The 12049-nt window shown below is 65.2% G+C and carries 10 protein-coding genes and 1 pseudogene; 3 read left to right on the top strand and 8 right to left on the bottom strand.

Annotation, left to right across the window (positions count from 1 at the left end; all coding sequences use genetic code 11):
- Positions 1-239 (bottom strand): annotated as a pseudogene (locus VR74_RS00110) (hypothetical protein); the annotation flags it as partial.
- 138 nt (positions 240-377) lie between these two features.
- On the opposite strand from VR74_RS00110, the gene mutL reads away from it, so the two are divergent.
- Together mutL and VR74_RS00100 are read left to right on the top strand one after the other, a co-directional pair.
- Positions 378-2240 (top strand): DNA mismatch repair endonuclease MutL, encoded by a 1863-nt coding sequence (gene mutL / locus VR74_RS00105; RefSeq protein ID WP_045693344.1) that lies wholly within the window; start codon positions 378-380, stop codon positions 2238-2240.
- An 18-nt stretch (positions 2241-2258) separates the two neighbouring features.
- Entirely contained in the window at positions 2259-3404 is a 1146-nt protein-coding gene (locus VR74_RS00100) for an alpha-hydroxy acid oxidase (RefSeq protein WP_045693342.1), read from the top strand.
- Positions 3405-3442: 38 nt separating this feature from the next.
- Here VR74_RS00100 and VR74_RS00095 read toward each other — a convergent pair whose 3' ends face one another.
- From VR74_RS00095 to VR74_RS00065, 7 genes are read right to left on the bottom strand one after another with little or no spacing between them, the layout of a single operon-like run.
- Entirely contained in the window at positions 3443-4789 is a 1347-nt protein-coding gene (locus VR74_RS00095) for an endonuclease/exonuclease/phosphatase family protein (protein ID WP_299949194.1), read from the bottom strand.
- A gap of 59 nt (positions 4790-4848) precedes the next feature.
- Complete coding sequence (locus VR74_RS00090) at positions 4849-6258, bottom strand: FAD-binding oxidoreductase (RefSeq protein WP_045693340.1); 1410 nt, start codon at positions 6256-6258, stop codon at positions 4849-4851.
- Positions 6259-6277: 19 nt separating this feature from the next.
- Entirely contained in the window at positions 6278-6619 is a 342-nt protein-coding gene (locus VR74_RS00085; protein ID WP_045693339.1) for a YciI family protein, read from the bottom strand.
- Between the two features lie 37 nt (positions 6620-6656).
- The gene (locus tag VR74_RS00080) at positions 6657-7274 is read right to left on the bottom strand and encodes an FMN-binding negative transcriptional regulator (protein ID WP_045693337.1); all 618 of its coding nucleotides are present in this window, start codon (positions 7272-7274) and stop codon (positions 6657-6659) included.
- A gap of 51 nt (positions 7275-7325) precedes the next feature.
- Positions 7326-8267 (bottom strand): L-threonylcarbamoyladenylate synthase, encoded by a 942-nt coding sequence (locus tag VR74_RS00075; RefSeq protein WP_045693336.1) that lies wholly within the window; start codon positions 8265-8267, stop codon positions 7326-7328.
- 37 nt (positions 8268-8304) lie between these two features.
- Positions 8305-9531 carry a cytochrome b/b6 domain-containing protein gene (locus VR74_RS00070; protein ID WP_045693334.1) on the bottom strand — a complete coding sequence of 409 codons (1227 nt, stop codon included), beginning with the start codon at positions 9529-9531 and terminating at the stop codon, positions 8305-8307.
- Between the two features lie 19 nt (positions 9532-9550).
- A complete protein-coding gene (locus tag VR74_RS00065; protein ID WP_045693333.1) occupies positions 9551-10297 on the bottom strand; it encodes a YceI family protein in 747 nt (248 codons plus the stop codon).
- A 122-nt stretch (positions 10298-10419) separates the two neighbouring features.
- Between VR74_RS00065 and VR74_RS00060 the strand changes: the two genes are divergently transcribed.
- Positions 10420-12049, top strand: a 1630-nt coding sequence (locus tag VR74_RS00060; RefSeq protein ID WP_045693331.1) for an acyl-CoA dehydrogenase, incomplete at its 3' end; no start/stop codon positions are given.

The raw sequence follows: 12049 nt of genomic DNA, 5'->3' as shown, positions 1-12049 counted from the left end.
GCGGTGTTGTAAGGGGCCGGGAGGCTGGCGAACTCGGCGTTCGGTTCGCCGACTGGTGCAGCAGCGGGCGTGGCGACTGGATCCGCGACAGGCGTTGCGGCAGGGGCGGGCGCCGCTTCTGTCGCCGGCGTGGTGGCTGCAGGTGTGCTCTGAGTTTCGGCCTCTGTGCCCGAACCGCCACAAGCGGTCAGGAAGGCAATGACGGAAAACGCGGCGGCTGACTTGAGCAGTGGCGGCATGACGCAAGAATCCTTTTCAAACGGGTCTCAGCCCATTGTGTGCCTTCGCCGGGACCGTTGCAACCGTCCGGGCTCGCGACACATTGCACGACTGATGCTGCCCGCGACAAAGCCTGCGGGCTGGTCTACTATTGTTCCATGCCTGATTCCGTTCGCCCGAAGCCCCAGATCCGCCGGTTGCCGCCCGATGTGGTCAACCGCATCGCGGCTGGCGAAGTGGTGGAGCGCCCTGCCGCCGCCGTGAAGGAACTGGTCGAGAACGCGCTCGATGCCGGGGCGGCGCGTGTGGCAATTGCCATTGAAGAGGGCGGCCTGAAGCGCATCACCATCGAGGATGACGGATGCGGCATGTCGGCTGACGACCTTCTGGTGGCGCTGGAGCGGCATGCGACGTCCAAGCTGTCGCCGGGCGCAGACGGGCGGGTCGACCTGTTGAACATCCACACGATGGGGTTCCGGGGAGAGGCCCTGCCATCGATCGCATCGGTCAGCCGGATGACGCTGACCTCGCGGGCGGCGGGAGAAGATGCGGCCGACGTGTTCGTCGAGGCGGGGCGGATCGAGGGGCCGCGGCCGGCCGCCTTCACCGGGCGGGGCGAGACGGGCACGCGGATCGAGGTGCGCGACCTGTTCCATGCCACGCCGGCGCGGCTGAAATTCATGAAGGGCGAACGGGCGGAGACGATGGCCGTGTCCGATGTCGTCAAGCGGCTGGCCATGGCCAACCCCACTGTGGCGTTCAGCCTGGAAAGCAATGGGCGCAGCCTGTTCCGCCATGCGGCCGAACCGGAGGGCGAAGACGGGCAGCTGGCGCGCCTTGGCGCGATCATGGGGCGCGACTTCCGCGACAATGCCGTGGCGATTGATGCCGAACGCGAGGGGGTGCGGCTGACCGGGTTTGCCGGCCTGCCGACGCTCAATCGCGGCAATGCCCAGATGCAGTTCATGTTCGTCAATGGCCGCCCGGTGAAGGACCGGATGCTGAACGGGGTCATCCGCGCGGCCTATCAGGACTTCCTGGCGCGAGACCGGCACCCGATGGCGGCCCTGTTCGTGGATCTCGACCCGGAATATGTCGATGCGAACGTGCACCCGGCGAAGACGGAAGTGCGTTTCCGCGATGCGGGGAATGTACGGGGATTGATGATCGGCGCGCTGCGCCATTCGCTGGCGGCGGCGGGGCACCGGGCCTCGACGACCGTGGCTGGGTTTGCGCTTGGCCGGGCAAGGCCGGAGGCGCCGATGCCGACGGGTGCGCTGTTCCAGTCGCGGGCAGGGTCCGGCGGAGGGCATGTTGCGCCCATCCAGCGGGCCGAAACGTATGAGCGCAGGGGCCATGCCGAAGCGCCGTCGGAGCCTTATGACTATAGCGATGCCCCCACGGCGCGGGTGGAATACGTGCCGGATGCGCCGCAGGCGGACTTTCCGCTTGGCGTGGCGCGGGCGCAGCTGCACGAAACCTATATCGTGTCGCAGACGGCCGATGGTATCGTGATCGTTGACCAGCATGCGGCGCATGAGCGGCTGGTCTATGAGGACATGAAGCGCCAGATGGCGGCGGGCGGCGTGAAGCGGCAGGCGCTGCTGATACCGGATGTCGTGGAGCTGACCGAGGACGAGGCGGCGCGCGTGCTTGAGCGGGCAGGCGAGCTGGCCGAGCTGGGGCTGGAGATTGAAGCGTTTGGCGCTGGCGCGGTATGCGTGCGGGCGACGCCGGCCCTGTTCGGCGAGATGGATGCCATTGGCCTGATCCGCGACCTGGCGGATGACTTTGCGGAGTATGATGCCGGGCTGGCGCTGAAGGAGCGGTTCGAGGAAGTCATGGGCAACATGGCGTGCCGCGGATCGGTGCGGGCCGGACGGCGCCTGACGGGTGAGGAGATGAACGCGCTGCTGCGCCAGATGGAGGCGACGCCGCATTCCGGCCAGTGCAATCACGGGCGCCCGACCTATGTGGAGCTCAAGCTGGCGGACGTTGAGCGCCTGTTCGGGCGGCGCTGAACCGGGGGGGAGGGTGACATGAGAGCGGCTGAGGCGATCAATATAAATGATTTGCGGACACTGGCCCGGAAGCGCCTGCCGCGCATGGTGTTCGACTATATCGATGGCGGGGCCGAGGACGAGCTGACGCTGCGGCGGTCGGTGGACCGGTTCTGCGATTACGAATGGGTGTGGAATTCGCTGGTGGATGTATCGGCGATCCGGACGCAAACGCTTGTGTTCGGCCAGCCGAGCGCGCAGCCCTTCTTTGTGTCACCGACGGCGGCGTCGCGTCTGTTTCACCCGATGCAGGGCGAGCTGGCGACGGCCCGCGCGGCGCAAGCGGCTTGTGTGCCTTATTCCGTATCGACGCTGGCCAGCCATACGATTGAAGACATTGCAAAGGCCGCGCCGACGATCCCCAAGATCATTCAGGTCTATGTCTGGAAGGATCGCGGCCTGGTGCGCGACTTTCTCGCGAGGGCCAAGGCGGCAGGCTATACGGGCTGTGTACTGACGGTTGATGCGACGGTGGCCGGGCAGCGCGAGCGCGATCCGCGCAATGGTTTTTCCATTCCTCCGTCCGTGAACGTCAAGACGGCGACGCAGGCGCTGGCGCGCCCCGGCTACCTGTTCGATCTGGCCCGCTCACCCAAGATCGGGCCGGCGAACTTTCAGGGTGTGGACACGGGTGGACGCGATGTCATGGGCGTGATCAACGAGCTGTTTGATCGCACGATGACATGGAAGGACGCCGAATGGATGGCGCAGGAATGGGGCGGGCCATTCGCGGTGAAAGGCATCAGTACCGCAGAGGATGCACGCAAGGCGGTGGATTCCGGGGCCAGCGTGGTGTGGCTATCAAACCATGGCGGCCGCCAGATCGACACGTCGGTTCCGGTGGTGGACCTGGTGCCGGACGTCCGCGCGGCGGTCACGGACAGGATCGAAGTGATCGCCGATGGCGGCGTGAGGCGGGGCAGCCATGTGCTGAAACTGATCGCGCAGGGGGCGACCAGCGTGGCGCTGGGGCGGGCGTGCCTCTACGGGCTGGCAGCAGGCGGCGAGGCGGGTGTCACGCGGGCGCTGGACATTCTTGCGGCAGACGTGGCCCGCCTGCTGGCCCTGCTGGGCGTGCCGGATATGAAAGACCTGGACGGGCGGCTGTTGCGGGCGAGGCCATAAGCGCGGTTCCGGGCCCGGCAGGCGTCAGGTAAGCCTGGTTATTTCTTGTCTTTTTTCTGGCTCTTCTGCCGTTGCTTGAATGCATCGGCCTTGCCGGACGCCACCCATTTGAAAATGCGCCAGGCTTCGCCAAGCGTCATCCGGGACGCGGGGGCGAGGGTGCCGGTCTTTTCCTTGGCGGCCACGTGGGGGCGCCTGCGCTTGCGCGTCCAGCGTTTCTTCCCGACAGGTTCGGCGGGCGCAGGCAGTGAAACCGCTGGTTCCGTCTCGTCCGTGTACTCCACTTGTGCGGGCACATCGCCCGCAGCGAACGTGTCATCAAGATTGTTGAGCAGGTGCTCGTCCGAGAAGTCGATGGCGAGTTCGACCCAGAGCGGAAGGTGGTCGGACATCTGCCAGGTCAGCCAGCGTTTGGAATAATAGTCCTTGTCCTTGCCGCGGTCGCGCGGGGCGCCGGACGCGTCGACGTCGCGGTGGCGCGCGGGCAGGACGGGGGCGTAATGGTCATAATGTTCCGGCTTGAACAGCACGTCGGCGAAGTTGAACGCGCCGGCCGACAGGAAGGTCACTTCGTCCTTGCGGGTACGAAAGGCGATCTGGTCGTAATATTTCGTGCCCAGCAGGTTTGACGGGAAAAGCTCTGGCGGCAGCTGGAAGCCTGCCTTGGTCAGCGCCTGCATTGTCTCATCGACCGTGTTCTTGATGTTGAAATCGCCGAGCAGGATGAAGTTCTCGTCTTCGCGTTCGGCGCGGTCGGCCATTTCCTTGGCAATGAACTCGATTTCCTTGACCCGGCGCTGGTAGCCTTCAGTGTCCTTGCCGTCCTCGCCGAAATAGATGTGCACGGTGCAGAGCGAGAACTTGAACCAGCCCGCCTGGAACGAGACCATGAAGGGTGTGCGGGCAAACTGTTGCTCATCCGGCAGCAAGGCATGCTTGGGCAGGACGATCTCACCGGCGATATTGCGGAAGCGCACCTTGTCCTTGTTGTAGATGAAGGCCATGCGCTCGCGATTGCCGGAGGCGCCGACGGTCACGTCTGTGGCGATGAAGTCCCAGCCCGGCCCCATGAGGCGGATCACCTGTTTCAGGGGGCCGAGGTCTTCGTTCACTTCCTGAAGGGCGCAGATGTCGAACGCCGAGAGGATCTCGGCGATATAGAACAGGCTTTCACGGCGGCGCGGGCCGTGGCGAAACTTGTTATTGTCGAAATCGCGCAGGTTCCAGGTGCCGATGATGATCGAGGCATCCTTGGTCTTGCGGGGGACGCCGTGCGGGAGCGCGGATTTCAGGCGCGCCCGCAGGTCCAGCAGGCGGCGCGACGTCAAGTCGCGTTCGGCGGGCGAGAACAGCCGCGTGTCCCGAAGATCCGTATACCAGGCCATGCAAGTCTGCTCCGCATTCTGCGTTGATTAGCCATTCGGAAAGTTTGGTTACCGGGAGGTTAAACCGAGACTACCCGGCCCGGATTCATGATGCCGAGGGGGTCGAGTGCGCGCTTGATGGCGCGCATCGCGTCGGTAGCTGCGGGCGGGCGCAGGCGGGCCAGTTCGTCGCGCTTCAGGCGGCCGACACCATGTTCCGCGCTGATCGAGCCGCCGTGCGCCATGGTCTGGTCGAACACGACGCGGGTGATCTCGGCGACATGGGCCTTGAGGATGGGGGTATCGGCATCCTCCGGTTCGCAGACCGAATAGTGCAGGTTGCCGTCACCGACATGGCCAAAGATCACGAATTCGGCGGTCGGGACGATGCCGAGCACGGCCGCATTGCAGCTTTCGATGAAGGCGGGAATGCGGCTGACGGGAACGGCAATGTCCTGGTTGACCGCCGTGCCATAGGCGCGCTTGGAGAGGGGGATGGTTTCGCGGATGTGCCAGAAGGATTGGGCCTGCGCCTTGCTGCTGGCGACGACGCCATCTTTCACGAGATCCTGTTCGAAGGCGGCAGCGAGCGCCTTTTCGAGCGTGGCGCGGGCATGGGCCTCGTCCACCATCGAGACTTCCATCAGGACGCGCCAAGGCAGGGCGGAGGGCAAGGGGTCGCGCGTTCCGGGCACGTCGGCGATGACCATGTCGACGGCGCCCGCCGGGATGATCTCGAAACTGGTGACTGTGTCGCCGGCATGCTGGCGGACGAGCGCGAGCAGGGCGACGACATCGCCGGCACTGTCGCAGCAGACCCAGGCGCTGGCACGCTGGACCTGGGGAAAGAGTTTCAGTGTGGCCGCAGTGATCAGGCCGAGCGTGCCTTCAGCCCCGGCGAAGAGGTGTTTCAGGTCGTAGCCTGTATTGTTCTTGCGCAGTCCGGACAGGCCGTCCCAGATCTCGCCCGACGGCATGACGACTTCGAGCCCGAGGATCAGGTCGCGCATCATGCCATAGCGCAGCACGGCGACGCCGCCGGCATTGGTGGAGATGAGGCCGCCGATCGTGGCGGTGCCTTCCGAGCCGAGGGAGAGCGGGAACAGGCGCCCGGCATCCTCGGCGGCGGCCTGGGCGGTCACCAGCGGCGCGCCAGCCTCGATGACGAGCGAGTTGTTGAACGGGTCGATGGAGCGAACCGCATTCATGCGGCCCATGGAGACGACGATTTCGCCATGAGGCGTGCCGCCGTCAACGAGGCCGGTATTGCCGCCCTGCGGTGTCATTGCGACGTGGTGGGAGGCACAGAGCTTCACGAGTGCGGCCGCCTCCTGCGTGCTGGCGGGGCGGGCGAGGAAGGGGGTCTCGCCCGTGAAGGCGCCGCGCCAGGGGGTGGCAACGGCCTTGAGGCGCTCAGGATCGTCGCTCCAACCCTTGGAGCCGAGCAGGTCCTTGGCGGCAGCGAGGAAGGTGGCGGGGATCTGGGTCATGACGGGTGAGGGTCCTCGGTCAGTGAAATTGGCGCACTTCGACCGGCGCGCGGCAGGCCACGGCGGCCTTGCGCCCCCACGCCAGCGCCGCGTCGAGGTCAGCGACGTCCAGCACCCAGAAACCGCCCACATGCTCGCTGGTCTGCAAGTATGGTCCGCCCGCGATGAGCACCTGACCATCCGGCTGCGCCCGCAGTGACATGGCGTTACGTGCCGGGTGCAGTCCGCCCACGAAAACCCTGACGCCCGCAGCCACCATCTCGTCATTGAGCGCGTCGATGCCGCGGGACATGGCTTCGTCCTCGGCGACGGCCGGGTCGTAGTCATCTGGGTGGTGAATGGCAACAAGGTACTCTGTCATCGCGTCTCCGGCAGCGGTCTTCCGGTGGGTGGCCGGATCATGGCTGGTGTTTTCGCATTTCTTCGGCGATGGCGATACCGTCTTCGAAGGCGGAGAGTGCCGTGATGACGCCCTGACGAGCGGATGGCGGCTTGTTCTGGCTGAGCTTGGTGATGCCTTCAAAGCGCGTGGGGGTCAGGGAAAAGGCGCGGATGCCGGGAAGCATGGCCTCGAAGCGGCCGGGCGTCATCTTGGCGCGTGTCCATGCCGGTTTGGGGGAAAGACCCGCCTCGAACAGGTCGGACAGGTCGTCGAGCAGCCTTGTCGCGCCCGCGTCGTCCAGATGCGTGACGGGGCCTTCGGCTTCGACCGAGAGATAGTTCCATGTACCGACCTCGTCGTCCTGGCCGTACCAGTCCGGCGACACATAGGCGTGGTTACCGGTGAAAACGATCAGCGCGTTGCTTCCCGCCATCAGGGCAGACGTTGCCGCATTTGCAGCGGACAGGTGGAAGCGCAGCACGGGCGCGCCATCCGTTTCGTCGAGCAGGACCGGTGCGTGGACGGCGTGAACGCGTGTTCCGTCAGCAACGCAGACCAGTGCAAAAGGATGGGCGCGCGCCCGCGCAACCAGCGTGGCGATGCCTGTCTCGAGGAAGGGGCGGGCGGGGTGCATGAAGGTGGCTTAGCAGAGCGGGCAAGGGGGCGCGAGAGGGGTGTCAGGGGGTTAGTCGCGATGCGCGGCGCGGGCGAGGCGGTCATTGATCGCTTCGCCAAGCCCGGTCTGGGGAATGGGGGCGACGGCGATGCGCTCATAGCGGAAGTCGAGGTCGCGCAGCATGGCGAACAGGTTGGCCGCCGCCTCGGCAAGGTTGCCGGTCGGGGAGAGATTGTCCCTGCGGGGGCAATGGTCCCCGAAGCCGAGAAATCCCTCGCCGGACATAGGCGTCGCGGCGTTGAGGCGCAGGCTGGCGCGGGGGGCGTAGTGGCTCTTGAGCTGGCCCGGGGCATTGATGCCGGCATTTGTGTCCAGGCGGGCGAGGGGCTGGCCGAGAAAGGCTTCCAGGTCAGCAGTGGCAATGGCGCCTGCGCGCAGGAGGACGGGTGTATCGCCGACAAAGGAGACGATTGTCGATTCCAGTCCGCGCTCGCATGGCCCCCCATCGAGGATCAGGCCTACGCGGCCCGCGAGGTCTGCGCGGACATGTTCGGCCGTGGTCGGGCTGACATGGCCTGACCGGTTAGCCGAGGGCGCAACGAGGGGGTCGCCGAACTTTTCCAGCAGGGCCTGTGCCACGGGGTGGGCCGGACGGCGCAGCGCGATCGTGTCCAGGCCTGCGCGGGCGAGGTCGCAGACCTTGCCGGTTTTCGCGACCGGCAGGACAAGCGTGAGCGGGCCCGGCCAGAAGTGTTCGGCGGTCTTGCGGGCGAGCGGACTGAACACCGCTTCGCGCTCGGCGATTTGCTGCGAGGCGACATGCGCGATCAGCGGGTTGAAGCGCGGGCGGCCCTTGGCTTCGTACAGGCCCGCAACGGCGTCGGCATTCGTGCCGTCACAGGCGAGGCCGTAGACGGTTTCCGTGGGCATGGCGACGAGGCCGCCCATACGCAGGATGTCTGCAGCACGGGCGATGGTTTCCTGTGTCGGGGGCAGCACTCTAGCGATCATTGGCGCGCCTTTAGCACTGCCCTGCCTTGCGCGGAACCTATTTGCGGGTTGCCTCGCCGGTCACGGTGACTGTGACTTCGTCGCTGACCCATTCGGCATTGGGGTCCGAGATCTGGCCGATATTGAGGACCTTGCGATCGAAACGGGCTTCGCCACTGAGCGTGGCGACGTCGCCCTTGATGTCCAGCGTGAAGGTGAGCGGGGTGGTGACTGTCTGGTTCTTGAGACGCATGGAGGCCGTGGCGGTGTAGCCCGTGTCGGTTCTGGCGAAATCAGTCAGGTGGACCGTGGCGACGGGGTGATTCGAGACGTCGAACCATTCGGGTGCCCGCAGGCTGTCATTATACAGTTTCTTGCCGGTAGTGGCCGTGCCGGTCTGGACCTGCACGCGGACATCGGACGTCTCGACGGCATCCGGGAAGAAGGCGACGTCCGCCGTCCAGTCCTTGAACGTGCCCGAGAAAGCGTTGCCTTCGTGCGTGCCCGAGAAACGGATCTCGGATTTGGTATAGTCGACTGTCCAGTTGGGTTCTGCGGCGGCGGTCTCGCTGGTGGCGACGGCTGCTTCCGGTTCAGGCGGGGGAGGCGCGCTTTTGCCTGACACGCCGCCGGATTGCGCCAGGACGGGGCCTGCTGCGATCAGGGCGAACAGCAGCGCTGCGCTGCCAAAGGCGATGAAGAAACCCCGCGCCGGTGCGGCGGGTGGCTGGGTCTTGCCGAACAGGCCGGGGATCATGCGCTTCAGGACGCCTTCCTCTGCCGAAAATTCATGTTTCAAGGCGCCGGCCACATGCAGGGCGAGCAGGGCAATGATGACCCATGCGCCCTTCGAATGCAGGGTTTCGATGATCGCGTGAACCAGTTCATTGCCGCGAAGCCCCGACAGGAATGGCAGGTTCGGCCAGCTGACCGTGCCGAACAGGACCGTCGGAACCTGGAATTTCGAGACCGAGACAAGGACCCAGCCAAGCAGCGGCATCAGGATCATCAGGGCGTAGAGACCGACATGCACATAGTGCGACGCGGTTTTCTCGAGCGGCTTCATGTCTGCTGGCAGGGCTGGCGGCGGGTTCAGCATTCGCCACACGACACGCGCCACCGTGAGGAGCAGGATGGTGATCCCGATCGACTTGTGCAGCTGGTAGCGGGTTTCATTCTCTTCCATGTTCCAGCCAAGCCAGATCATGAAGATGATGAGCGCTGCGATAGCCCAGTGAAGGGCTATCGCGACGGCCGTGTAGCGAGATGTGCTGTGTTTGAACATGTGCTGGTATTCCGGCCGCCTATTCAGCGTCTGCTGGCGCTTCGGCTGGTGCGACGACTTCGCCGAATTCAGCTTCGATGATCACTTCCACTTCATCACCGACGTATGGCGTGCCGGCCGTAAGACCGAAATCGGACCGTGTCAGCGTCGTGGTGGCCGAGAAGCCGATATTGTCGACTTCAGGCGCCCAGGGGAAATTGGCAACGCCATTATATTTCACGTCGAGTGTGACGGGCTTTGTCACGCCGAGGAAAGTCAGGTCGCCCGTGACAGTGCCGGTATCCGGGCCGGTCGTTGTGATGCCTGTCGACTGGAACGTGATCTGCGGAAACTGCGGGGCATTGAAATAGGTTTCGCTGCCGCTGAGCTCTTCGTCAAAGCTGTCGAACGGGCTGTCCGGATGGCCTGCCTTGAAGTCACCGGGATAGTCGGTTTCGACCGAGGCCGGGTTGATTGTGGCTGTGACAGACGTGGCCGACGGATCCTCCGGGTTGAACTGCAGGGTGGCATCAAAGTCGGTGAAGCGGGCCGTATAGTTCGACAGGCCCATATGATTCACGCGCCAGGTCAGCGAGGCGTGGGTGGGGTCGAGTTTATACGTGGCGGCCTTGCCGTATTTGACTTCAGCAGCGGGCGCTTCGGCTGGGGTGGCGACTGGAGTAACTTCGGCCGGGGCCGCAGCAGTTTCGGCGGGGGCAGCGGGGGCGGCAGGGGCGCCACACGCGACGAGCGCGAGCGTGGAAACGGATGCAAGGATAAGGCGCATGAAGGTATCTCCTGGGAGTTGGGTTGCGGATTGGCAATACAGGTTTCTACTTGGACCATGGCCGACGGCGCTGTAACTGCTTATCCCGAATAACAACTATTCACAATCCGGAGACCGGCCTGATGCCTTATGATGCGCCCCTTGATGAAATGGCCTTTACGCTCGAGGCCGTTGCCGGCCTGAAGCGTCTGGAAGGCCTTGCGGGGCTTGAGGCTTATGATCCTGAACTGGTGATGCCGATCCTGGAAGAAGCTGGCAAGCTGGCGCGGGACGTGCTGGCGCCGCTGAACCAGATTGGCGATTCGCAAGGCGCCGTGCTGACGGAGGATGGCGTGACGGCGGCGCCGGGCTTTGCCGAAGCGTATGCAGCGTTCCGTGACGGTGGCTGGATGGGGCTGACGGCGCCGGAGGAATGGGGCGGGCAAGGCTTGCCCAAGGCCTTGTCGCTGGCTGTGATGGAAATGTTCCACGGCGCGAACATGGCGTTCGCCCTGTGTCCGATGCTGAGTTTCGGTGCCGTCGATGTGCTGCTGGCGCATGGCTCCGATGATCTCAAGACCGCTTATCTGCCCAATCTCGTATCCGGCACCTGGACCGGCACGATGAACCTGACCGAGCCGCAGGCGGGCAGCGATGTCGGCGCGCTGAAGACAAAGGCCGTGCCGGATGATGATGGCAGCTATGCGGTCAGTGGCCAGAAAATCTATATCACATGGGGCGACCATGACGTGGCCGAGAATATCGTGCACCTCGTGCTGGCGCGCCTGCCGGATGCGCCCGCCGGCTCGCGCGGCGTATCGCTGTTCCTGGTGCCGAAATTCCTGCTGAAGGCTGACGGCACGCCGGGCGAGCGCAATGGTGTCAAATGCATCGGCCTCGAGAAGAAGCTGGGCATCCATGCCTCGCCGACCTGTGTGATGGAATATGACGATGCCAAGGGCTGGCTGATCGGCGAGCCGAACAAGGGCCTCGCCTGCATGTTCACGATGATGAATTCCGCCCGGTTGAGTGTCGGCGTGCAGGGCGTGGCGGTGGGTGAGGCCGCCTACCAGACGGCGTTTGCGTTTGCGCAGGAGCGCAAGCAGGGCCGGGTGGAGGGTGTCGAAGGGGCCGCGCCGATCCTGCACCATGCGGATGTGCGCCGTTCACTGACCACGATGCGGGCCCGCGTCGCGGCGGCGCGTTCGATCTGTTACGCCTGCGCCGTGGCGGCGGACCTGGCCGAGGCCGCGCCGGATGCCGACGTGCGCGCGGCGGCGAAACTGCGTGAAGACCTGCTGACGCCGATCGCCAAGGCCTGGTCGACGGACATGGGGGTCGAGGTGGCGAGCCTCGGCGTGCAGGTGCATGGCGGCATGGGATTCATGAACGAGACGCTGGCGGCGCAGCTCTACCGGGACTCGCGGATTGCGCCAATCTACGAAGGCACGAACGGCATCCAGGCGATCGACCTGGTCGGACGCAAGCTGAGCGGGTCGAATGGCGAGTCGATGCGCGTGATGCTGGGCGAGGTCGAGGCGACGGCAGCGGCCGCGCGGGCAACCAATGATCCGCAGCTCGTGCAGATTGCCGATCGGTTGCGGGCAGGCGCCGAGGCCCTGCGCGAAGCGAGCGACTGGATGATGGGCCAGATGAAGGGCCGCGAGCAGGACAAGGCGCTGGCAGGGGCGACGGCCTATCTGGAGCTCGCGGGCGATGTGATCGGCGGGCATTTCCTGACGCGGGCGGCGGTGGCGGCGCGCAGCAGCGACG

Origin of the sequence: Hyphomonas sp. BRH_c22 (genome assembly GCF_000961795.1) — a bacterium.
Classification (GTDB): Bacteria; Pseudomonadota; Alphaproteobacteria; order Caulobacterales; family Hyphomonadaceae; genus Hyphomonas.
The sequence above is the reverse complement of the archived record's forward strand: the minus strand, read 5'-3'. Positions and strand labels throughout refer to the sequence as shown.